Source organism: Lactobacillus mulieris, assembly GCF_007095465.1.
GTDB classification, from domain to species: domain Bacteria; phylum Bacillota; class Bacilli; order Lactobacillales; family Lactobacillaceae; genus Lactobacillus; species Lactobacillus mulieris.
The window spans coordinates 84409-107691 of the sequence record NZ_SDGL01000001.1 but is presented as its reverse complement, the minus strand read 5'-3'; the positions used below and the strand labels follow the sequence as shown (position 1 = coordinate 107691).

Annotated in this window: 27 protein-coding genes; 24 read left to right on the top strand and 3 right to left on the bottom strand. The window is 34.9% G+C overall.

Annotated features, from left to right (window positions below; translation table 11 throughout):
* Positions 1 to 59 precede the first annotated feature (59 nt).
* The 4 genes from eno (at position 60) to smpB (ending at position 4589) form a co-directional block, all read left to right on the top strand.
* Positions 60 to 1358 carry a phosphopyruvate hydratase gene (gene eno / locus ETI37_RS00555; protein WP_006584976.1) on the top strand — a complete coding sequence of 433 codons (1299 nt, stop codon included), beginning with the start codon at positions 60 to 62 and terminating at the stop codon, positions 1356 to 1358.
* 144 nt (positions 1359 to 1502) lie between these two features.
* On the top strand, positions 1503 to 1736 hold the full coding sequence (gene secG, locus ETI37_RS00550) for a preprotein translocase subunit SecG (RefSeq protein WP_006586990.1): 234 nt from the start codon (positions 1503 to 1505) through the stop codon (positions 1734 to 1736).
* 60 nt (positions 1737 to 1796) lie between these two features.
* Positions 1797 to 4121 carry a ribonuclease R gene (gene rnr, locus ETI37_RS00545; RefSeq protein ID WP_006586989.1) on the top strand — a complete coding sequence of 775 codons (2325 nt, stop codon included), beginning with the start codon at positions 1797 to 1799 and terminating at the stop codon, positions 4119 to 4121.
* 12 nt (positions 4122 to 4133) lie between these two features.
* Positions 4134 to 4589, top strand: coding sequence for an SsrA-binding protein SmpB (gene smpB / locus ETI37_RS00540; RefSeq protein WP_006586988.1), 456 nt, complete (start codon positions 4134 to 4136; stop codon positions 4587 to 4589).
* A gap of 3 nt (positions 4590 to 4592) precedes the next feature.
* Here smpB and ETI37_RS00535 read toward each other — a convergent pair whose 3' ends face one another.
* Positions 4593 to 5108: an LURP-one-related/scramblase family protein gene (locus ETI37_RS00535; RefSeq protein ID WP_006586987.1), complete on the bottom strand. Its 516-nt coding sequence runs from the start codon at positions 5106 to 5108 to the stop codon at positions 4593 to 4595.
* Between the two features lie 92 nt (positions 5109 to 5200).
* On the opposite strand from ETI37_RS00535, the gene ETI37_RS00530 reads away from it, so the two are divergent.
* Genes ETI37_RS00530 through tsaE form a run of 3 tightly spaced genes read left to right on the top strand, consistent with a single transcriptional unit; the run spans position 5201 to position 7355 of the window.
* The gene (locus tag ETI37_RS00530) at positions 5201 to 5890 is read left to right on the top strand and encodes a uracil-DNA glycosylase (RefSeq protein ID WP_006586986.1); all 690 of its coding nucleotides are present in this window, start codon (positions 5201 to 5203) and stop codon (positions 5888 to 5890) included.
* Positions 5891 to 5901: 11 nt separating this feature from the next.
* Positions 5902 to 6879 (top strand): phosphate acetyltransferase, encoded by a 978-nt coding sequence (gene pta, locus ETI37_RS00525; protein WP_006586985.1) that lies wholly within the window; start codon positions 5902 to 5904, stop codon positions 6877 to 6879.
* Positions 6879 to 7355, top strand: a complete 477-nt coding sequence (gene tsaE, locus ETI37_RS00520) for a tRNA (adenosine(37)-N6)-threonylcarbamoyltransferase complex ATPase subunit type 1 TsaE (RefSeq protein WP_006584968.1) — start codon at positions 6879 to 6881, stop codon at positions 7353 to 7355. Before pta ends, tsaE begins: the two co-directional genes overlap by 1 nt.
* 45 nt (positions 7356 to 7400) lie before the next feature.
* Here tsaE and ETI37_RS00515 read toward each other — a convergent pair whose 3' ends face one another.
* Positions 7401 to 7934, bottom strand: coding sequence for a 3'-5' exonuclease (locus ETI37_RS00515; RefSeq protein ID WP_006586984.1), 534 nt, complete (start codon positions 7932 to 7934; stop codon positions 7401 to 7403).
* 104 nt (positions 7935 to 8038) lie between these two features.
* On the opposite strand from ETI37_RS00515, the gene murB reads away from it, so the two are divergent.
* From murB to ETI37_RS00430, 17 genes are all read left to right on the top strand, one after another.
* Entirely contained in the window at positions 8039 to 8950 is a 912-nt protein-coding gene (murB, locus tag ETI37_RS00510) for a UDP-N-acetylmuramate dehydrogenase (RefSeq protein WP_006586982.1), read from the top strand.
* The gene (locus ETI37_RS00505) at positions 8947 to 10047 is read left to right on the top strand and encodes an ABC transporter ATP-binding protein (RefSeq protein WP_006586981.1); all 1101 of its coding nucleotides are present in this window, start codon (positions 8947 to 8949) and stop codon (positions 10045 to 10047) included. The genes murB and ETI37_RS00505 overlap by 4 nt, the downstream gene beginning before the upstream one ends.
* Positions 10037 to 10849 carry an ABC transporter permease gene (locus tag ETI37_RS00500; RefSeq protein WP_006587434.1) on the top strand — a complete coding sequence of 271 codons (813 nt, stop codon included), beginning with the start codon at positions 10037 to 10039 and terminating at the stop codon, positions 10847 to 10849. Before ETI37_RS00505 ends, ETI37_RS00500 begins: the two co-directional genes overlap by 11 nt.
* Positions 10846 to 11655, top strand: a complete 810-nt coding sequence (locus tag ETI37_RS00495) for an ABC transporter permease (protein ID WP_006586979.1) — start codon at positions 10846 to 10848, stop codon at positions 11653 to 11655. Before ETI37_RS00500 ends, ETI37_RS00495 begins: the two co-directional genes overlap by 4 nt.
* Positions 11652 to 12725, top strand: a complete 1074-nt coding sequence (locus tag ETI37_RS00490; protein ID WP_006586978.1) for an ABC transporter substrate-binding protein — start codon at positions 11652 to 11654, stop codon at positions 12723 to 12725. Before ETI37_RS00495 ends, ETI37_RS00490 begins: the two co-directional genes overlap by 4 nt.
* A gap of 36 nt (positions 12726 to 12761) precedes the next feature.
* Entirely contained in the window at positions 12762 to 13604 is an 843-nt protein-coding gene (gene cdaA / locus ETI37_RS00485; RefSeq protein WP_006586977.1) for a diadenylate cyclase CdaA, read from the top strand.
* Positions 13601 to 14569, top strand: coding sequence for a CdaR family protein (locus tag ETI37_RS00480; protein ID WP_006586976.1), 969 nt, complete (start codon positions 13601 to 13603; stop codon positions 14567 to 14569). Before cdaA ends, ETI37_RS00480 begins: the two co-directional genes overlap by 4 nt.
* 18 nt (positions 14570 to 14587) lie before the next feature.
* Entirely contained in the window at positions 14588 to 15940 is a 1353-nt protein-coding gene (glmM, locus tag ETI37_RS00475) for a phosphoglucosamine mutase (protein WP_006586975.1), read from the top strand.
* Positions 15941 to 16039: 99 nt separating this feature from the next.
* Positions 16040 to 16849 carry a Cof-type HAD-IIB family hydrolase gene (locus ETI37_RS00470; protein WP_006586974.1) on the top strand — a complete coding sequence of 270 codons (810 nt, stop codon included), beginning with the start codon at positions 16040 to 16042 and terminating at the stop codon, positions 16847 to 16849.
* A gap of 8 nt (positions 16850 to 16857) precedes the next feature.
* Positions 16858 to 17691 (top strand): Cof-type HAD-IIB family hydrolase, encoded by an 834-nt coding sequence (locus ETI37_RS00465; RefSeq protein ID WP_006586973.1) that lies wholly within the window; start codon positions 16858 to 16860, stop codon positions 17689 to 17691.
* A gap of 80 nt (positions 17692 to 17771) precedes the next feature.
* Entirely contained in the window at positions 17772 to 18212 is a 441-nt protein-coding gene (locus ETI37_RS00460; protein WP_006587432.1) for a CopY/TcrY family copper transport repressor, read from the top strand.
* Positions 18213 to 18226: 14 nt separating this feature from the next.
* Positions 18227 to 18595, top strand: a complete 369-nt coding sequence (locus ETI37_RS00455; protein ID WP_143458370.1) for a cupredoxin domain-containing protein — start codon at positions 18227 to 18229, stop codon at positions 18593 to 18595.
* Complete coding sequence (locus ETI37_RS00450) at positions 18595 to 20502, top strand: copper-translocating P-type ATPase (RefSeq protein WP_006586970.1); 1908 nt, start codon at positions 18595 to 18597, stop codon at positions 20500 to 20502. The genes ETI37_RS00455 and ETI37_RS00450 overlap by 1 nt, the downstream gene beginning before the upstream one ends.
* Before the next feature lie 103 nt (positions 20503 to 20605).
* Positions 20606 to 20989, top strand: a complete 384-nt coding sequence (locus tag ETI37_RS00445; RefSeq protein ID WP_006586969.1) for a fluoride efflux transporter FluC — start codon at positions 20606 to 20608, stop codon at positions 20987 to 20989.
* The gene (locus tag ETI37_RS00440) at positions 20986 to 21321 is read left to right on the top strand and encodes a CrcB family protein (protein WP_006586968.1); all 336 of its coding nucleotides are present in this window, start codon (positions 20986 to 20988) and stop codon (positions 21319 to 21321) included. The genes ETI37_RS00445 and ETI37_RS00440 overlap by 4 nt, the downstream gene beginning before the upstream one ends.
* A complete protein-coding gene (locus ETI37_RS00435; protein ID WP_006586967.1) occupies positions 21322 to 22029 on the top strand; it encodes a hypothetical protein in 708 nt (235 codons plus the stop codon).
* Position 22030: 1 nt separating this feature from the next.
* The gene (locus ETI37_RS00430) at positions 22031 to 22498 is read left to right on the top strand and encodes a low molecular weight protein-tyrosine-phosphatase (RefSeq protein ID WP_006586966.1); all 468 of its coding nucleotides are present in this window, start codon (positions 22031 to 22033) and stop codon (positions 22496 to 22498) included.
* 47 nt (positions 22499 to 22545) lie between these two features.
* Here ETI37_RS00430 and ETI37_RS00425 read toward each other — a convergent pair whose 3' ends face one another.
* Complete coding sequence (locus tag ETI37_RS00425) at positions 22546 to 23274, bottom strand: YebC/PmpR family DNA-binding transcriptional regulator (protein ID WP_006586965.1); 729 nt, start codon at positions 23272 to 23274, stop codon at positions 22546 to 22548.
* Positions 23275 to 23283: the final 9 nt, after the last annotated feature.

Genomic DNA, 23283 nt, shown 5'->3' with positions numbered 1-23283 from the left:
AATTTGGTATAATAAATAAGTAAAGTAATATTTACAAAAATACATAAAGGAGATTTCCAATGTCTGTAATTACTGATATCCACGCACGCGAAGTCCTTGACTCACGTGGTAACCCTACTGTTGAAGTTGAAGTTTACACTGAATTAGGTGGCTTCGGCCGTGCAATCGTTCCATCAGGTGCTTCAACTGGTGAACACGAAGCTGTTGAATTACGTGATGGTGATAAGTCACGTTTTAACGGTACTGGTGTTTTAACTGCTGTTAAGAACGTTAACACTGAAATCGCAAAGGCAGTTATTGGTTTAGACGTTACTGACCAACGTTTAATTGACCAAACTATGATTGACCTTGACGGTACTCCAAACAAGGGTCGTCTTGGTGCTAACGCTATTTTAGGTGTTTCTTTAGGTGCTGCTCGTGCAGCTGCTGATGAATTAGGTATGCCACTTTACGAATACCTTGGTGGCCCTAACGCTCACGTATTACCAACCCCTATGATGAACGTTATTAACGGTGGTAAGCACGCTGACAACAACGTTGATATCCAAGAATTCATGATTATGCCTGTAGGTGCTAAGTCAATGCACGAAGCTGTAAGAATGGGTGCAGAAACTTTCCACGCATTAAAGGCTTTACTTAAGGAACGCGGTGACTCTACTGCTGTTGGTGATGAAGGTGGTTTCGCACCTAACCTTGCTAACAACGAAGAACCATTTGAAGTTTTAGTTGAAGCTATCCAACGTGCTGGTTACAAGCCAGGTGACGACATTGCTATCGCAATGGACTGTGCTGCTTCAGAATTCTACAACAAGGAAACCCACAAGTACGTAACTGTTGCTGATGGTCGTGAATACACTGCTGAAGAATGGACTTCATTACTTGAAAGCTTAGTTGAAAAGTACCCAATCATCTCAATCGAAGACCCATTGGACGAAAACGAATGGGACGACTGGAAAGGCTTTACTGACCGTTTGAGCAAGAAGGTTCAAATCGTTGGTGACGACTTATTCGTAACTAACACTAGCTACCTCAAGAAGGGTATCCAAATGGGCGTAGCTAACGCAATCTTAATCAAGGTTAACCAAATCGGTACTTTGACTGAAACTTTCGAAGCTATTGAAATGGCTAAGGAAGCTGGCTACACTGCTATTGTTTCTCACCGTTCAGGTGAAACTGAAGACACTACTATTGCTGACTTGGTTGTTGCCACTAACGCTGGTCAAATCAAGACTGGTTCTATGTCAAGAACTGACCGTATCGCTAAGTACAACCAATTAATGAGAATTGAAGAAGAACTTGATTCAGCTGCTGAATTCAAGGGTATTCACTCATTCTACAACTTACACAAGCAATTCTAATTTGATTGTTGATTAGAAGGAAAAAGGTCTGCTTAATGCAGGCCTTTTTTCTTTACCTTTTTTCACTCATAATATCGCAATCTTTTCGCGACTATGGTACACTTGTAACAGTGATTATTATTTTTTATTAATGGAGGCAGCATATTGTACAATATAATTATGACGCTTCTCATCATCGTATCTATTTTGATTGTTATTGCAACGATGATGCAACCACAAAAACAACAAGATGCCCTAAATGCCTTGTCAGGTGGGGCAGTATTTAGTGGTCAATCTAAAAAGCGTGGTTTTGAAGCATTTATGGAAAAGGTAACTTCAGTATTATTAGTCCTTTTCTTCTTATTAGCTTTTGTCCTTGCATATTTATCAACTAAGTAATTTTTAGCCTCCCGATCTTATTTTGGGAGGCGTTTTTTATAATTGAATAGAGGTAGATTAATGGCTCAAGATGAGAGAGTTTTAGCCACAATATTGGAAATTTTTCGGCATAATCCACAAAGAAAATTTAGAGTAAATCAATTGGAGAGAATGTCTAGTCGCGATCATATCAAATTTGCTGAATTAGTAAAGGCATTGACTTTTCTTGAACAAGAAAAACAAATTGTGACAGATGGTAATGGGGAATATCAATTAGCAAGTGTTGATACTGAGATTACTGGTATTTTTAGAGCGAATGAAAAAGGGTTCGGCTTCGTCAGAATTGATGATGAAGAAAATGCTGATGACATTTTTGTTGGACCTGACAATACATTGCTTGCTTTAGATAGTGATTACGTTAGAGTAAAAATTATCGCAAATGGTAATCCATGGAATGGTAAAGGACCTGAGGGTAAAGTAATTGAAATTTTAGAACGAGGGGTAGAAACTCTTGTTGGGGAATTCTATCCTTTGACAGATGTTCAGGTAAAACTTAGTGGATTTTGCGGATATGTAATTTCAAGTAATAAGAAATTTAAGAATTATAAAATTTATACACCAGTTGATGGAATTACGCCACAAATGGGTGATATGGTGAAGGTTTCTATTAGTCAATATCCAACTGAGGATATGCCTGAAAATATGCAGGGGGCTATTTTAGAAACTATTGGTAATAAAAATGATCCAGGTGTTGATATCATGTCAATTGTTGCAGCACATGATATTAGAACTGAATGGCCTGAAGATGCAATGAAGCAGGCAAATGAAATACCTGACCATATTGAACAAGGTGAGTTGGCTAATCGAGTTGATATTAGAGATCAACCTGCAGTTACAATTGACGGTGATGATTCAAAGGACTTTGATGATGCAGTCGTTTTGTGGAAGTTACCTAATGGTAATTACCATTTGGGCGTTCATATTGCCGATGTAGCACATTATGTGAAAGAAAATTCACCATTGGATAAAGAAGCATATCAAAGAGGAAATTCCACATACTTGGTAGATCGTGTTATTCCGATGTTGCCATTTAGACTCTCAAATGGTATTTGTTCAATTAATGAAGGTGTAGATCGCCTGGTATTATCTTGTGATATGGAAATCACTCCAGAAGGTAAGAGAGTGGCGTATGATATCCATCCTTCAGTTATGCGCTCACATGGACGCTTAACTTATAATAAAGTAAATGAAGCTTTAACTAAGCCAGCAAATGAATTAGAAGAAAAGTATGCAAAATTGCAGCCAATGCTGAAGAAAATGGCTAGTTTACACGAAGCTTTGTATAATCAGCGTCATGACCGTGGGGCAATTGATTTTGAAGAACCAGAAGCAAAGATTATCGTTGATGAAAAAGGTAAACCAGTAGATATTGTGCTTCATAATCGTGGAACAGCTGAAAAAATGATTGAATCATTTATGTTATTGGCTAATGAAACAGTTGCAGAAGCATTCTTTAAAAAACATGTTCCTTTTCTTTATCGAGTGCATGAAACTCCTGATGCAGAGAGAATTCAAAGCTTCTTTGAATTTGTTTCTGCGTTAGGCTTAAATATTAAGGCTGATCCAAATGATGTTAAGCCAATTGACTTGCAAAAAGTAGTAACCAAAACTTTGGGAACTCCTGAAGAAGCAGTTGTGCAAATGGTTATGCTTCGTTCTCTTAAACAAGCGCATTATTCTGATGAACCATTGGGACACTTTGGGATTGCAGCTGAATTTTATACCCACTTTACATCACCAATTAGAAGATATTCTGATTTGATGGTTCACCGGATGATTCATGAATATACAGACTCCAACTTGTCAGAAGATACTCAAAAACATTTTGGACCGATTTTACCAGATGTTGCAGAGCAAACTTCAACTCAGGAAAGAAAGTCTATTGATACTGAGCGAGAAGTAAATGATTTAAAGATGACCGAATTTATGTCTGATCATGTTGGTGAGCATTTTGATGCAGTAATTTCATCAGTAACTAGTTTTGGAATGTTCATTCAACTGCCAAATACAGTTGAGGGGTTAATTCATATTTCTAACTTGACTGATGATTTCTATAATTTTGATGAAAAGACTTTAACTTTAACAGGTCGAGGAACCCATCGCCAATTTAAGATTGGAATGCCACTTAAAGTAACTTTAATTAATGCAAATGTAGAACAGCATCAATTAGACTTTGAAATCTATGATCCAAATGCTCCGAAGAAAGAGCATAATGATCGTGGTATTCGTCGCCCTAGACGTAGAGATGATCGGTTGGGTCGAGGAAGTCGCAATCGAGATGGAAACCGTAGTGGCCACAAATCTCGCAATTCAAGAGATAATAGAGGTAGAAGACGTTATAAATAGGAGCGTCGTCATATGAAAAATGAAACAAATAATGTTTTAGCGCAAAATAAAAAAGCCAGCCATGATTATTTCATCAAAGAAACAATTGAAGCTGGTATTGCATTAACTGGAACTGAAATAAAATCTGTACGAGCAAGAAGAATCCAATTAAGGGATGGTTATGTACAAATTTATAATGGTAATGCTTATCTGGAAAATGTTCATATTAGTGAATATAAACAGGGAAACATTTATAACCATGATCCATTGCGACGTCGGCAATTACTTTTACATAAAAAAGAAATTCGCAAATTAGCAGAAATTCAGGCTCAACAAGGGATGACTATTATTCCCTTGAAGGTTTATTTGAAAAAGGGTTTTGCTAAAATCTTGCTTGGTGTTGGACAAGGTAAAAAGCAATACGATAAGCGGGAAACAATAAAGAAGCGCGATCAAGAGCGTGAATTACGGCGCAAGTATCGCGTTTAAGTCTTAATTACAATCTGTTGAAAGCTGATTATTGAACTTAAATTTAGGTAGTTCAAGTGGAGTAGCGGACCATTGGCTGAATAAGCCAGCTACTAATAAAATATAAGGTATATCTTGATATTTTTTAATATCGCAAACTAATGCTAATCCAGAATCGATAATCATGCTTTCGCAACTAGCAATTTTCTTAAAAGTGCTCCTAAATTCATAGGAGCCTTTTTTAGTACTCCCAGTTATTAAATAATTCTTTTTAGTTAGGAACATTGGAAATTCAACGTTAGTTACTTGTTTAACTTGAGCTAAATCATAATCAATAATATCAATAGTATAACTGGTTAAAATACTCCGTCCATCTTGGTATAGACGCCCGATTTCATTATGGTTAATATCAGTTAAAAAAAGCGTGTGATTAGAATTATGTAGTTTTCCCTGGATAAAAAATTGTGTTTGACCAGCTGGGTCGACAACAGGAATTTGGCCATAATTTTTTTGTTGATTAAAAAGTAAAATTAATTTCATTTTTGAACCTGCTCTTGAAAAATTTTTAAAATTACAGACTCCCTAATTAGTTTCATGATAACATATAAAGGAAAGAAAGAGTTGATTTTGCGATGAAAGAACTTATTGGAAATGATTGGGATCAGGTTTTAGGACCGGTCTTTTCAAGTGAATCTTACCAAAAATTGCATAACTTCTTAAAAGAAGAATATGCAAGTAAACAAATTTATCCGGATATGTATCATATTTTTACCGCTTTTAAATTAACTAGTTTTAAAGATACAAAGGTGGTTATTTTAGGACAAGATCCCTATCACAACCCAGGCCAAGCAACAGGGATGAGTTTTTCAGTAAATCCTGGGATTGCGTTACCACCATCTTTAAAAAATATTTATCAAGAATTATATGATGATGTTGGTTGTATTCCTGTAAAGCATGGTTACTTGAAAAAATGGGCAGACCAGGGTGTGTTACTTCTTAATGCGGTATTAACCGTGCCCTATGGACATGCCAATGGTCATCAAGGAAAAGGCTGGGAAGAAGTTACTGATCAAGCAATTAAAGCTTTAAGTGAACGTGGAGAAGTAGTTTTCATATTATGGGGAAAATTTGCTCAGAACAAGATTCCTTTAATAGATGAAAGCAAAAATGTCATCATTAAGTCAGCCCATCCAAGTCCCTTTTCAGCTAGATATGGATTTTTTGGTTCTCGACCATTTTCAAGATGTAATACCGCTTTAACGAAATGGGGGAAACGGGCAATAGATTGGCAATTACCACAAGAAGTTGAAATAGAAAAATAAAGGAGCTTGTCATGAGTATTTTTGATGAATTAAAAGAAAAAATTGTTGGACAGGAAAAAGTAATTGTTTTTCCTGAAGGAGAAGATGAGCGTGTATTGAAAGCAGCTGTTAAATTAAAGAATGAAGGGATTATCCAACCACTCGTGTTGGGTGATGAAACTCAAATAAAGCAAACTGCTAAAACACATGAGCTTGATTTAACAGGATTGAAAATTATTAATCCCAAAAATGACATTAGAAAAGATGATTTTGCTAAGCAATACTATGAACTGCGTAAGGGAAAAGAAAGTGAAGAACAAGCAAAAAAGCAAATTTCAGACCCAAATTATTTTGCAAATATGCTTGTGTATAATGGCTTGGCAGATGGTTGTGTATCTGGAGCAGCTCATTCAACTGCAGATACTGTACGACCAGCACTAAAAATTATTAAAACTCAAGCAGGTATGAAACGAGTAAGTGGCCAATTTATCATGGAAAAAGGCCAGCAAAGATATATTTTTAGTGATTGTGCTATGAATATTGACCCAGATGCAGATACTTTAGTAGAAATTGCATATCAAGCGGCCCAAACAGCTAAAATGGTTGGATTAGAACCAAAACTTGCATTTTTAAGTTTTTCAACGATGGGATCAGCTAAGGGAGAAATGGTAAGTAAAGTGCAAGATGCAACTGCTAGTTTTAAAGAAAAGTATCCTGAAATTAGTGCAGATGGAGAAATGCAATTTGATGCAGCTTTTGTACCAAGTGTTGGGGCTAAGAAAGCACCAGATTCAAATGTTGCTGGTCATGCTAATGTCTTTATTTTCCCAGAATTACAATCTGGAAATATCGGCTATAAGATTGCACAAAGATTAGGTGATTTTACAGCGATTGGACCAATTTTGGCAGGTTTAGCAAAACCGGTTAATGACCTATCACGGGGATGTAGTAGTCAAGATGTCTATGAAGCAGCAATTTTAACAGCAGCACAAAGTTTGGATGTAGAATAATGAAATTAGAAATTAATTCAGCTCAAGAAATGCAAAAATTAGGGGCTAGTCTTGGAAAAGTAGCAAAACCTGGTAGCTTACTTTTGTTAAATGGTGATTTAGGTGCTGGTAAAACCACAATGACACAAGGTTTAGCTCGAAGCTTAGGAATTAGACGTCCAGCTAAAAGTCCGACTTTTACGATTGTAAGAGAGTATCGTGAGGGACGTTTACCACTTTTTCATATGGATATGTATCGTCTTGAAAATGACGATTTGGCAAGTATTGATTTAAATGGCTATTTAAATGAGCAAGGAATTGTAGTAATTGAATGGCCGGAAATTATTATGAATGACTTGCCAGACGATTATTTGCAGTTAACTTTAAAACGAGTTGATGATTCTTGGGATTCAACTAAGCGAGTAGTTGAAGTTAATGCACAAGGAAAGCAAGCTAAAGATTGGCTAGAAGATACATTAGCTAAGTTTGAAGAGTAAGAAAAAGACGTAATTGAACACATCGTTCAGTTACGTCTTTTTATCTTACCTTTGCTCAATTAAATTCTTGATTGCTTCATCACCCATTTTTTCATTTTGTTTAATCAAAATTCCGGCACAAGCTTCACTGTCACTTAAAGCATTATGGTGATGCCAGAGTTCAACGTCCAATGCTTCAGCAACAGTATTAAGTTTGTGATTTGGTAAATCAGGTTCAAATAAGCGACTAGTTTTTAAGGTGTCAATCACTAGATAATGGGGTTCATCGATATCATATCTGGCTAATGACATTTTTAAAACATTAGCATCAAATCTGGCGTTATGTGCCGCAACAAGCATCCCTGGTTGGTATAAGGCTTTGATTTTTGGCCAAACTTCAGCCATCGTTGGTGCATCTTTAACATCATCCGGAGTGATTTGATGAACTTGGATATTGCGTCCATCAAATGGCATTTGCGGATTAATTACCGTATAAAAACGATCTATAATCTTGTTATTTCTGACCATTACTAGTGCAAGAGAACAGGCACTTTCGGGATGGCGGTTGGCGGTTTCAAAATCCATGGCAATAAAATTCATCTTAAAATTCTCCTTAAATGTAAACAATTTCAGTATAGCATACTACTGCGTAATAACGCGCTTTGCGGTAAAATAAAAAGGATGAAAAAATTGGAGGCTCCTAAATGAAAATAGATTCTTTAATTAAGCAGAATTATAATATTTCAAAGCAGATACCTTTGAGTCGATATACTTTTACTAAAACCGGTGGAGAGGCAGAATATCTGGTTCTTCCAAAGAATCTGGAGCAGCTGCAGATGTTAGTTGCTGCAGCAAATGAAGATGGCTTAGATATTACTGTTATTGGTAATGCATCAAATTTAATCATATCTGATAAAGGGATTGCTGGTTTAGTAATTATTTTAACAGACATGAATGAAATTAAGCTTGATGGAGATATAGTTGAGGCCCAAGCTGGTGCAACAATCATTAAAACAGCTTTTTTTGCTGCTAATCACGGTCTGTCAGGTTTAGAGTTCGCTGCAGGGATTCCTGGCAGTGTTGGTGGTGCCGTCTTCATGAATGCTGGGGCATATGGTGGCGAGAGTGAACAAGCTATTTCTGAAGTTACAGTTTTAACTAGAACTGGTGAAATTAAGCATTATAGCCATGATGAGATGCAATTTAGTTATCGTCATTCATTGGTTCAAAATACTGGAGATATTGTAGTTAGTGCCCGTTTTAAGTTGAAAGCTGGCGATAAGCTTAAAATCCTAGATGAAATGAATTATCTTAATGCTTTGCGTGCCTACAAACAACCACTTGAATATCCATCTTGCGGGAGTGTCTTTAAGCGTCCAACAGGTCATTTTGTCGGCCCAATGTTGATTAAGGCTGGCTTGCAAGGAAAGCAAATTGGTGGAGCACAATTATCAACTAAGCATGCAGGATTTATTGTTAATAAAGGTGGGGCAACAGCTACAGATTATTTAAATCTAATTCATTACATTCAAAAAACAATTAAAGAGCAACGCGGAATTGATTTACATACTGAAGTTAGAATAATTGGTCGTGATATTGAGGGGGAGAGTAAGTGAACATCATTGAATTAAAGAATGTAACTAAGCGTTATGATGATGGCTTTGTAGCTTTAAAAGATATTAACTTAGAGATTGAATCGGGTAAATTTTATTCTTTGCTTGGTCCAAGTGGTAGTGGAAAAACAACTATTTTACGAATTATTGCCGGTTTTACAGAAGCAACTAGTGGCCAAATTTTGTTTGATGGTCAAGATATTACTAATTTAGATGCTTCTAAAAGACATTTAAATACCGTCTTTCAAAATTATGCCTTGTTTCCACATTTAGATGTCTACGAAAATGTTGCTTTTGCTTTAAAGCTGAAAAAAAGACCAGAATCTGAAATTAAACAAGCTGTTAAAGAGGCTTTACATACTGTTCGCCTAGATGGGTATGCTAATCGTGAAATATCTGAATTATCAGGTGGACAGCAACAACGGGTTGCTATTGCCCGGGCAATTATTAATAAACCAAAGGTACTTTTACTAGATGAGTCCTTATCTGCACTAGACAAGCGTTTACGTAAAGAAATGCAGTTTGAATTACGGGCTATTCAAAAGAAATTAGGTATTACATTTATATTTGTAACTCACGATCAAGAAGAAGCTTTGGCAATGAGTGATGAAATCTTTGTTTTAAATGAAGGACAAATTCAGCAATCTGGGACACCAGTGGATATTTATGATGAACCAGTTAATGATTTTGTAGCTCGCTTTATTGGAGATTCTAATATTGTCCCTGGTCGAATGGTTCAAGACTATGAAGTGGAATTTGTTAATAAGCATTTTGAATGTGCCGATGCGGGGATTAATCCACGAGAAAAAGTTGAAGTGGTGCTGAGACCAGAAGATTTGGACATTGTGGAACCTGATAAAGGTAAATTAATAGTTACAGTTGAGAGTCAGCTCTTTTTAGGTGACCATTTTGAAATTAAGGCTCATGACGCTGATGAAAATGAGTGGTTAATTCACTCTACAAATCCGACCGAAGTAGGAAAAGAAGTAGGTATTTTCTTTGATCCAGAAGATATTCATGTTATGCGGTTTGGTGAAAGTGAAGAAGAATTTGATGCACGGTTAGAAAAATACGAAGGTGAGGATGATAATGAAGAATAAACGTTGGTTCTTTTTATTACCTTACAGTCTTTGGATTGGCTTATTTGTGGTTTTACCTTTGTTAATGATTTTTTGGACTTCTTTAACAGGTAATGGCTCAATTAGTTTGGAGAATTTTAGTAATTTTTTTACTAATGCTACATTTTTAAGAATGACACTTAATTCATTTTGGTATGCATTACTTATTACTTTATTTACTTTGTTAGTATCATATCCAGTAGCCTATATTTTAACGAAACTAAAGAATCAGCAATTTTGGTTACTTTTGATAATTTTACCAACTTGGATTAATTTGCTTTTAAAAGCCTATGCATTTATTGGGATTTTTGGAAAAGATGGACTTGTAAATAATTTTTTACATTTATTTGGAATAGGTCCTGTAAATATTTTATTTACAAATTTTGCCTTTATTTTCGTAGCAACTTACATTGAAATTCCTTTTATGATTTTGCCGATTTATACTGCAATTAAAGAAATTGATCCTGCTTTAATAAATGCTGCTAATGATTTAGGTGCAAGTAAGTGGCAAACTTTTCGCTATATAATCTGGCCATTGTCTCTTCCTGGTGTAGAAAGTGGCGTTCAAGCTATTTTTATTCCATCATTATCTCTATTCATGTTGACTAGATTGATTGGTGGTAATCGCGTGATTACTTTAGGAACAGCAATTGAGGAATATTTTACAACAACAATGAATTGGAGCATGGGGTCAACAATTGGTGTGATTTTAATTGTGATGATGGTAGCAGTAATGGTTATGACTGGTGAGAAGAATAAGCGCAAAAAGGAGGTAAAGCTATGAAAAAAGTTTGGGGTAGACTATATTTGGCATTTGTTTTATTGATTCTTTATTTGCCAATTTTTTACTTAATTGTTTTTTCTTTTTCAAGTGGAAAAAATATGGATGTCTTTCGTGGCTTTACGTTATCTCATTACGCAGACTTATTTGCTGATGGCAGACTTTTAGCAATCTTTTTAGATACGATAATGTTAGCCTTGCTTTCTAGTTTAATTGCCACAGTTATTGGTACAATGGGAGCAATTGCGATTGATGCCACTAAGAATAAAAAGAAAAAGACAGTATTGTTATCATTAAATAATGTATTAATGGTGTCACCAGATGTTATTATTGGTGCCAGTTTTTTGGTGCTTTTTACTGTATTAGGACTTAGTTTAGGTTTTGGATCAGTTTTGCTTAGTCACATTGCCTTTTCAATTCCGATTGTTGTTTTAATGGTGCTTCCTCGTATCAAAGAAATGGATAAATCATTGATTGATGCAGCTCGTGATCTTGGTGCTAATAATTGGCAGGTCTATAGCAAAGTTTTGATACCAGCAATTACACCCGGAATATTATCTGGTTTATTTATGGCTTTAACGTATTCACTGGATGATTTTGCTGTTACGTTTTTTGTAACAGGAAATGGGTTTACTACTTTATCAGTTGAAATATATTCTCGTGCGCGCCAAGGGATTGATTTAGAAATCAATGCGTTGTCAACTCTAATGTTTTTAATTGTTTTATTGTTGGTTGGTGGATATTATCTCTTAACGACACGTCATAGCCATAAAGGTAATAAGCCAGAGATTGGGGGCCTTATTAAGTGAAAAAATTAATTTGGGGTGCAGCCATTATTTTGGCCCTTTGTTTGGGACTTAGTTTAGCAGCTAATAAGTTAGATTCATCAGCGGCTACTTCTTCCAAGAAAACATTAATTATTTATAATTGGGGCGACTATATTGACCCAAGTTTGATTACTAAATTTGAAAAGCAAACGGGCTATAAAGTGATTTATGAAACATTTGATTCAAATGAAGCAATGTATACTAAGGTAAAACAAGGTGGGACTAGCTATGACTTAGTAATTCCATCAGATTACATGATTACCAAAATGAGAAAGGGTCATTTACTAGACAAGATTAATACTGATAAGCTGTCTAATTTTAAAAATATTAACAAGCAGTTTTTGCATCAATCTTTTGATAAAAAGAATCAATATTCTGTACCATATTTCTGGGGTACTTTGGGAATTATTTATAATGATAAATATGTTAAGCCTGGTGAAATTCAACACTGGAATGACTTATGGAATTCAAAATGGAAAAATAGCATTCTGTTAGTTGATTCAGCACGTGATATTATGGGATCTTCCTTAGTTTCATTAGGCTATTCAATGAATACAACTAACTCGGTTGAACTAAAACTTGCTAAGACAAAATTGGATAGTTTAGGAGCAAATGTTAAAGCAATAATTTCTGATGAAATTAAAATGTATATGATTCAAAATGAAGCTGCTCTTGCTGTTACTTGGTCTGGTGAAGCAAGTGAAATGTTATCAAATAATTCACATCTCCATTATGTAGTGCCAGAAGAAGGATCTAACTTGTGGTTTGATAATATGGTGATTCCTAAAACCGCTAAAAATAAAAAAGCTGCTTATGCATTTATTAATTTTATGCTAGATGCTAAAAATGCTGCACAAAATGCAGAATATGGTGGATATGCGACTCCTAATGAAGCAGCGATGAAGTATTTGCCAAAATCTATTCGGGATGACAAGCAATTTTATCCAGATAAAAACACCATTAAGCATTTACAAGTTTATAAGGACTTACCTCCTAAAAAAGTACAAGAATATAATGATTTATTCTTAGAATTTAAGATGTATTCTCGCTAAAAGGGTATAATAATATTTAATGATAGGAGGGGCTAGATGACTTTTAATTTTACTAATTTCTTTACTTGGCAAAATTTATCAATCCTATTAGATATTTTAGTAGTTTGGTATATTTTGTATTTATTGTTGATGCTCATTAAAGGGACCAAGGCTGTCCAGTTAGCAAAAGGTTTAGTTATTATATGGGTAGCTAGACAAGTTGCTGGTTGGATAGGACTTAACACCTTCGCATATATTGTTGATCAACTCCTATCTTGGTCAGTTATTGGAGTTATTATCATTTTTCAACCGGAAATTCGTAGAGGACTTGAACATCTAGGAAGAATGCCGTTTTTTAATGGTAATGCCAAAACTGAACGACAAATGTCAGAAAAATTTGTTGCTGAATTAGATAAAGCAATTCAATATATGAGTAAAAGACGGATAGGTGCTTTGATAACAATTCAGCGTAATACAGGTCTTGATGACTATATTGAAACAGGTATTGGCTTGGATGCTGAAGTTACAGGTGCATTATTAATTAACATTTTTATTCCTAATACACCACTGCATGATGGTGCAGTTATTATTAGAAATGGCCGAATTGCAGTTGCAGCGGCATATTTGCCATTATCAGATAACAGTATGATTCCTAAGAAACTGGGTACCCGTCACCGTGCAGCTGTTGGGATTTCGGAAGTCACTGATGCGATAACAATTGTTGTTTCAGAAGAAACTGGTGGCGTCACAATCACCAAAAATAGTCAATTTATGTTAGATATGACTAGAGACGAATATATGAAATACTTGACTAGTGAATTGGTACCCAAAGATGAAGTAAGGCAGACAGTTATCCAAAAATTATTGGGTAGGTTATGGAATTGGGGTGCAGGACGATGAATAAATTCTTTGATAAACCTTGGTTTTATAAGATAATCGCCTTGCTTGCCGCCACGTTATTAGTTATTTATATTGATACGACTCAGCATGGTTATTTCACTCAAGGTGAGCAAACAACTAGCCAGCAAACTGCAACTAAAAAAGTTACTATCAGTGTCCCATTACAAGTTTCTGTAAATACAGATCGATATTATGTAACGGGCTATCCGGAAAAAGTTAAGATGACTCTTTCTGGAGCTAGTGCCTTAGTTACATCGACACAGAATACTCAAAATTTTCGTGTTTATATTGATTTAACTAAATTGAGTGTTGGTAAGCATACAATTAAAGTTAAAGTAACAAATTTGAATAAGCAATTAGCTTATTCAATTAATCCGCAAAAAATAACAGTTAATATTCAAAGAAGAAAATCTCGTTCGCTCCCGGTTCAAATAGAGTATAATAAAAATGCTGTACCGGATGCATACAAGATAGGAACCGCTAAAGCTGATCCTTCAGTAGTCAGTGTTACTGGTGCAAAAAGTGAAGTAAATCAAATTAATAAGATCATTGCCAAAGTTGTTTTGCCAACTAATACAACTAAGACTTTTGAACAGCAAGTTATGTTAGTGGCAGAAGATAAGAAGGGTTCGCAACTGAATGTTGTTATTAATCCTTTAGCAGTAAATGTAAAAATCCCAATTACATTACCTAAAAAGACTGTTAAAATTAAGCTAAACCCTAAGAATGAATCTAGTGATAAGGTTTACTCATTGACTGCAGAAACCACTAGTGTAACTATTTATGGCAAGAGCAGTGCTTTGAAGAAGATTAAAGAACTTGATACAGATGTTGATTTGAAGAATGTTACTAGTTCACAGACCAAAAAGATAAAGCTGAAGTTGCCTGATGGGGTAATCAAGGCAAGTGAAGAAGTAGTGGATGTGAAAGTAACAGTTGCAAATTCTGCACAATCAAGTTCATAAGAAAGGTAGTTTATTGTAATGTTAAAATATTTTGGTACTGATGGCGTTCGTGGAATTGCTAATGAAGTTTTAACCCCTGAAATGGCTTTTAAGTTAGGTCGTATGGGTGGTTATGTTTTAACTAAGCACAAGAAAGATGGAGAAAAAGCAAAAGTTTTAGTTTCTAGAGATACTCGTATTTCAGGACAAATGCTCGAATATGCCCTTATTTCAGGACTTTTGTCAGTTGGGATTGAAGTTTTAGAATTAGGTGTAATTACAACTCCAGGTTTATCATACTTAGTTCGTGCTCAAGGTGCAGATGCTGGTGTTCAAATTTCAGCCTCACATAATCCGGTTCAAGATAATGGGATTAAGTTCTTTGGTAGCGATGGTCTTAAATTATCTGATGCAAAAGAAGAAGAAATTGAACAATTAATTGATGCACCAGAAGATACTTTACCTCGCCCATCAGCATTAGGTTTAGGTACAGTAACTGATTATCATGAAGGTGCTTCAAAGTATTTACAATTTATCGAACAAACTATTCCTGAAGATTTAGATGGAATTAAAGTAGTTGTTGATGGTGCAAATGGTGCTTCAAGTCATTTGATTTCACGTCTATTTGCTGACTTGAATATTGATTTCACTACTATTGCAACTCATCCAGATGGTTTAAACATTAATGACCATGTTGGGGCTACTCATACTAAGAAGTTACAAGAAGAAGTTGTTAAGCAAGGTGCAGATCTTGGTTTAGCTTTTGATGGGGATGCAGATAGATGTATTGCTGTTGATGAAAATGGTAACGAAGTAGATGGTGACCACATTATGTATGTTATTGGTACGTACTTAGCAGAACATGGCCGTCTTAAGAAAAATACTATTGTAACAACTGTGATGAGTAATCTTGGCTTCACTAAAGCATTAGAGCGTGCTGGATTGAAGAATATCCGTACTCAAGTTGGGGACCGTTATGTTTCAGAAGAAATGCGTGCTAATGGTTATAACTTAGGTGGGGAACAATCTGGTCACGTGATTATTAGTGATTACCACAACACTGGTGATGGTATGCTTACAGGACTTCACTTAATGCTAGTTATGAAGAAAACTGGCAAGAAGTTAACAGAACTTTTAAAAGACTTCAAAGAATACCCACAACGATTAATTAATGTTCCTGTTAAGGATAAAAAAGCATGGAAACAAAATGAAAAAGTAATGGCCGTTATCAAGGAAGTAGAAGATGAAATGAATGGTGATGGACGTGTCCTTGTAAGACCATCTGGAACTCAAGAATTACTTCGTGTAATGGCTGAAGGCCCAACTCAAGAACAAACTGATGCTTATGTAAATAAGATTGTAGAAGTTGTAAAGGTTGAAATGGGCGAGTAACTTTCTTTAATTAAGGGATAAAAAGACTGCAGATAGCGGTCTTTTTTTGTACAATAAAATATATGTTTAAAAAATAATTTTAATTTTCGGAGGACTAAAATGACAATAAAAATGCTTGCCGTTGACTTAGATGGAACTCTTTTGACGACACATAATACAATTGCTGCTGAAACGCAAAGAATGCTTACTTTAGCAAGAAAACAAGGATTGAAAGTTGTTTTAGCTTCTGGACGACCACTATCAGGTATTTTGCCATATGCAGCACAATTAGGACTTGAAGGGGATCAACAATTCGCAACTGTTTTTAATGGTGGGGTTGCCCAATCTTATAGTGGAAAAGTTCTTTTTAGCCATGAACAAAATTTGCATGATGTTGAAACGATGAAACATTTACAGAGATTAGCTCATGTCAATATGCACTTTGAAACAACTGAAGCTTTTTATACTTTTGATCGGATAATTAATGTTCAGATGGGAATTAATGCAAGTACCACAAATAATGAAATCCATGTTTGCGACTTAAAGGACTTAAAAAAGGATTTTAGTTATATAAAGTGTGAATTTACGGGTTCAGTTGATGAAGTTGCACGCTTTAGAAAACGCTTGCCAGATTGGGTATTTGATCAATATAATGTGGTTAGAAGTGCGGAAAATATTATTGAATTTAATAATCCAGCAGCTTCAAAGGGCTTGGCTCTAGTGGAATTGGCTAATAGACTAGGTTTTGAAGAAGATGAAGTGATGATTTTTGGTGATGAAGGTAATGATATTTCAATGTTTTCAAATCCACATTTCAAGAAGATTGCTATGGGAAATGCAATTGATGAAATTAAAGATTTAGCTGATTATGTTACTGATGACAATAATCATAATGGGATTGCCAAAGCACTTAAAAAGTTTGTTTTGTGAGGAAAAGAATGTTAATAAAAATGATCGCGACTGATTTGGATGGAACATTATTAACATCAGATCATCGTATAGGTTCGAAAACTAAGAAAGCATTGCAGATGGCTAACAAAATGGGGATAAAAGTTGTTCCCGCATCAGGGCGTCCACTGCCTGGTGTGTTGCCATATTTAAAGCAGTTAAACATTTCAGGACATAGTAATTATGCTATTTTGTTTAATGGTGGAGTTGTGCAGCGCCTAACGGGGGAAAAGTTAATAAGTAATGATTTAACTTATGAAGATTTAAAAGAGATGCTTCATTATCAACAGTTAGGTAAGGTTAACTTACATTTTATGACCGAAAATCATTATTATACAATGGATCGAAACCTTTCAATTATTATGGCAGCAGCTTCTGCATTGAATAATATGAAAATCAGAGTGCGTGATTTGCCTCAAATTCCACAAGATTTTCGCTTTATTAAGGCCGAATTTAGTGGATCTGCAAGTGAAATTAAGGACTTTAGACAAAATTTGCCAAAAGTGTTTTTTGAAAAATGGAATGCTTCAAGTAGTGGGATTTCGTCTTTGGGGACTGACACAATTGAAGTTAATAATTTAGTAGCTTCTAAGGGACTGGCTATTCATCAATTAGCACATCGCTTAGGTTTTCATGAAAATGAAGTAGTAGTTTTTGGTGATCAAGGTAATGATTTGTCGATGTTTGAAAATAATAATTTTTATAAAGTTGCAATGGGAAATGCAATTAGTGACTTAAAAGAGCGTGCAGACTTGATTACTAAGGATCATGATGATGATGGAATTGCTTATGCTTTAAAGAAGATTATAACGAGCCAAGTTTAATTACTTGGCCTTTTTTATTGACAAAAAGTAAGCATGGTTATAATATTATGTTGACAAATGTAAACGATGGAGATGAAATAATGACCGAAAAAGTAATGAAGATGAATATCTCAGATGCTGAATGGGAAGTCATGAGAATTATTTGGACACTTGATGAAGTGAAAAGCAGTGAGATAATTAATCAATTAAGTGAAAGAATGTCTTGGACGGAATCTACTATAAAAACCTTAATTAGAAGATTAGTTAATAAAGGCTTAGTAAAAACTAGAAAAAAAGGTCGAGCCTATATCTACAGTGCAATGGTTTCTGAAAATGAGATGATGTATCAAGTAGCCAAGGATATGTTTGCTCATATGTGTGATATGCATAAGGGAAGTTTGTTAATTCGATTGATAAAGGAAATTCCTTTATCTAAATCTGCAATAAATGAGATTCAGGCAGAACTTAATCAAATGGAACAATCAGCTCCAGAATCTGTCCCTTGCGATTGTCTACATAATAATCAAAAGCATCATTGTTAAAGGAAGTGTGAAGTATGCGCAGTTTTTCAATTCTAATTGCTGTATTTATAATTGGATTTATTATTTGGTGGTTCTTTATTAGGAAAGTTAAAGATACAGAATTAGCTATGGCAGATCAAAATAAGCAAAAAGCCCAGATTGTTATTCAAGGTGGCTATAGTCCATCTACTTTGGTCTTACAAAAAGGAATTCCAGTAGAAGTGGAATTTTTGCAAAAGGACGCAACAGCGTGTTTGGCTGAAGTAAGATCAGCTGAATTAGCACTTGATAAAAAAATCGCCCCAGGTGAAAAAGTAACAATAAAAGTGCCAACCGATCAAGCAGGAGAATATAACTATAGCTGTGGAATGAATATGTTTCATGGAAAGGTAGTTGTTAAGTAATGAAAATGAGTGTAAGAAAAAAAGTTATAATTACTTTAATTTTAGCGTTGCCATTACTTTTTCAAATGGTTCTTATGCCTTTTCATATTATGTTTCCATATTATAATGAATTAGCTTTAATCTTAACAACATTGATTCTAGTTTTAGCAGCTAAAGACTATTATATTAGTGCTTGGGCAGCCTTTAAAAAAGGGCAAGCTAATATGAATACATTAGTAACAATTGGGACTTTAGTTGCTTATTTTTATAGTATTTATGCAATGACTCTTGGCCATGAAGTATATTTTGAAAGTGCAGCGGTTATTATTTTATTTGTTTTAATAGGTGATAGCCTTGAAGAAGGGATGCGTAAACGCGCTAGTGGTGCATTAAAGGGGCTCTTAAAATTACAAGCAAAAGAAGCAATCCTACTCAAAAATGGGCAAGAAATTAAGATACCAGTTGAACAAATAAAAATTGGCGATACTTTAGTAGCTAAACCAGCAATGAAGTTCGCATGTGATGGCGTTGTTGTTAAAGGAAGTAGCCATGTTGATGAATCAATGATTACTGGTGAAAGTTTGCCAGTTAAAAAAACAGTAGGAGATAACATTGTTGGTGCAACAATTAATTATGATGGTGTTATTAACTATCGCGTTACAAAATTAGGGCAAGATACTTTACTTAATCAAATCGTTGAGTTTGTTAAGAAAGCCCAAGCTTCAAAAGCTCCTATTCAGAGATTAACTGACAAGTTTTCACAGTTTTTTGTACCGATTGTTTTAATTATTGCAATCATAACATTTGAAGTTTGGTATGTGATTTTTTCTGCTCCAGTTGATCGAAGTTTGATTTTTGCAGTTAATGTTTTAGTTATAGCCTGTCCTTGCGCTTTGGGACTTGCAATTCCGACTGCTTTAATGGTTGGTACTAATTTAAGTGCTAAGCATGGAATTTTGATAAAAAATGGGCAAGCTCTTGAAGAAATAAATCAAATCTCAACTATTGTTTTTGATAAAACAGGAACGATTACGAAAGGTGAGCCAGTAGTAACGGATATTGTAGGAGATGTTAACAGGGTATTAACTTTAGCAAAAAACTTAGAGCAAAATAGTGAGCATCCACTTGCTAAAGCGTTTTTAAATGAAGCTAGAAAATATAAGTTGCCAAGTTATGAAGTGTCCAATTTTCAAGTTCATAAAGGACAAGGAATTTCAGGGATAATTAATGGCCAGGAAATTTTTATTGGAAATGAAAAAATGGCAACTGATTTAAGTCAAAAATTACTAGATGCTGCCAAAAAGTTAGAAAGTCAAGCCAAGACTTGTGCTTATGTGGGAATTGCTGGTAAAGCGATTGGTGTAGTAGCGATGCAGGATATTCCAAGAGACAATGCTGCTTTTGTAATAACTGAACTTAAAAAAATGGGCAAGAAAACAGTTATCTTAACTGGCGATAACCAAAACGTTGCTAGAGAAATTGGTAAAAATGTGGGTGTAAATCAGGTTATTAGCGAAGTCTTGCCAAATGAAAAGGCAAAGGAAGTTAAGAAACTCCAAAAAGAAGCTAAAGTTGCTTTTGTTGGTGATGGAATTAATGATGCACCAGCACTTTCGACTGCCGATGTTGGTGTAGCTATGGGGAGTGGAACAGATATTGCCATTGAAAGTGGTGACATTGTTTTAATGCAAGATAATCTAAAGAATTTGCTTAATGCCTTACAAATTTCTAAGAAAATCTTTAATCGAATAAAAATCAACCTTTTCTGGGCCTTTATCTATAACGTAATAGGTATTCCGATTGCTGCTGGTATTTTTGCTAAGCAAGGGTTAGTTTTAAGTCCAGAACTAGCAGGATTGGCGATGGCTTTTAGTTCTATTTCAGTTGTCGCCAGTTCATTACTTTTAAATAGAACAAAATTTAATTAATACTTCCTCAGAAAAGTTCTCAAAGACAAGCTTTGAGAGCTTTTTTCTGCTTTATTAAAAGTTATTTTTGCGGTAAACTTACAATTGTTCTGGAGATGAAACTATGAATAAATTAAGAGTTTATTTAAGTGTTGCAGCTTTTGGCTTTTTGGGTGGTATATGTCGATATTTTTTATCGGGAATTTATCAAGCCATTGGAACTGGAATTTGTAATTTATTAGGATGTTTTTTACTCTCTTGTCTTACTTATTTTGTTATTGAGAGTCAAAAATTACCTGAATGGTTAAATACGGGTTTAGGTACAGGCTTCATCGGTGCTTTCACAACTTTTTCTAGTTTTGAATTAGACAGTTTGAAGTTTATTAATGCCAACCAAAGTGTAGCAGCTGTATCTTATTTCTTGATTTCAATTATATTTGGCTTTTTATTTGCTTTGTTAGGCATGAAAGTCGGTATTTTATTGGGAAAGAGAGGAATAAATAAATGATTTTAGCTGGTTTAGGAGCTGCATTAGGAGCAATTTTCCGTTATTTTTTAACTGTAACTATCAAGCCGAATCATTTATGGCCGAAGACTACTTTTTTTATTAATATGACGGGTGCTTTTTGTCTTGGTTTCCTGTTTGCTTTAGGAGTAGATAAGAATGTTTATACTTTTTTGGGGATAGGAATTTTAGGTGGTTATACAACTTTTTCTACGCTAAATAAAGAATTAGTAACTTTGCGTAAGACAAAAATAGGATTACTATATGCCGTTAGTTCATATCTACTTGGATTATTATTAGTTTATATTGGATTTTACCTGGGAAAGATGATGTAAATGAGAAAAATTATTTATTTAGTTACTAAGATTATTGTATCGCTGGCATTTGCTTTTTCATTGTTGCTTTTATTGACAAGCTCAATCAACATGAAGAGCAATAATAATCGTTTATATGCCAAGCAATTAATTACTGAAGTTGCTGATGATTCTGGTTATGGTAACTTGTCTAGTCTTTTTGCTTCAAGTGGATTAGAAGATGAAATGCTGAATCATTTACCAAAGAAAACAGAAGTAAGCATTACTCCACTTGAAGTTTATAATTTGAGTAGTACCTATGAAAAAAAGGGAAAATTCTCAAGTAACGATTTGAAATTACCAGCCAAGACTAGTGGCGAAAAATTTATTAGTAAGTATATTGCAGCCGGAATTAATGCAGGATTAAAACGTAATAATGAAGATGTAAAAAATGCGATGAATTTGTATCAGCTTGTGTATTATGCTTTGCTTTTATGCTTTGTTATTAGTATTATTTTGGTACTACTTGGTAAACGGTTTGCTGGATTGACTGCAATTTTGTCTTCTGTTGGGATGTTAGTAGGATTATTATTTGCTAGTGAAAAGGCAACTGCAACACTTGATGAAATTTTGTATTCAGGCATGAAAGTTACAATTTCACCTAATTTCCTAACAGCTGTAATTATTGTGGTTATTGCAAGTATCGTTTGGGAAGTAGTTTGTCATAACTATAGAAAGACTCTAATATAATATGAAAAAAGTTTTATTTGTTTGCCATGGTAATATTTGCAGATCTCCTATGGCTGAGTTTATCGCACGTGATTTAGCTAAAAAAGCGGGTTTGAGTGATGTTGAATTTGCTTCTAAGGCTACAACTCGAGATGAAATTAATGCTAGCGGAATTGGTCATGATATGGATCGACGCGCCAAAAGTAAATTAGATGAAAAAGGCATCCCTTATACTTATCATGAGGCAAGTCAGGTAACCAGAGAGGATTATCAAAAATATGATTACTTGTTTTGTATGGATGAAGAAAACTTCCTTGATTTAAATCGCATTACTGGTGGAGATCCTGAAGGTAAAGAAAAGAAGCTCTTAACTTTGTTAGGATCTCATAAAGATATTGACGATCCATGGTTTACTGGAGATTTTGAAACAAGTTATCGCAAAATTAAGCAAGCTTGTGAAGTTTTAATTGAAAATTTAAAAAATGAATAAGAAAAAAGCTTATTGGGATTTTTCCCAATAAGCTTTTTTAATGATGATTAATCTTCATCATCAGCTGCAGTGTAGACATTTGATACATCATCATCGTCTTCTAATGCATCGATTAAATGTGCAAATTGTTCTTTCTTGTCAGCTGGAACTGGAGTAGTGTTTTGTGGAATCATAGTAAGTTCTGCATCAGCTAACTTGTAGCCAGCCTTTTCCAAAGCATCACGTACACCAGTAAATTCTTTGGCATCAGTGTAGATTTCGTATGCATCATCACTTGTTTGTAAGTCATCTGCACCGGCATCCATCACATCCATCAACATTTGGTCTTCATCAGCATCAGTAGTTGAGCGATCAATTACAATGTAGCCTTTACGGTCAAACATGTAAGCAACTGAACCAGTTGCTCCTAAACTACCACCATTACGAGTAAATGCAGTACGAACACTAGTAGCTGTTCTGTTCTTGTTATCAGTCAAAGCTTCAACTAAAACAGCAACACCACCTGGTGCGTAACCTTCATATGTGATTTCATCGTAATGTTCTTCAGAGCCACCTTCGGCTTTTTTAATTGCACGTTGAATGTTATCTTTAGGCATGTTAGCTGCACGAGCTTTGTCCATAACTAACCGCAATGCTGGATTCCCTGAAGGGTCAGGACCACCACTCTTTGCAGCCATATAAATTTCACGAGATAATTTCTGGAAAATCTTACCTCTTTTTGCGTCTTGTGCATTCTTGCGGCCTTGGATATTGTGCCATTTTGAATGTCCTGACATATAAGAATC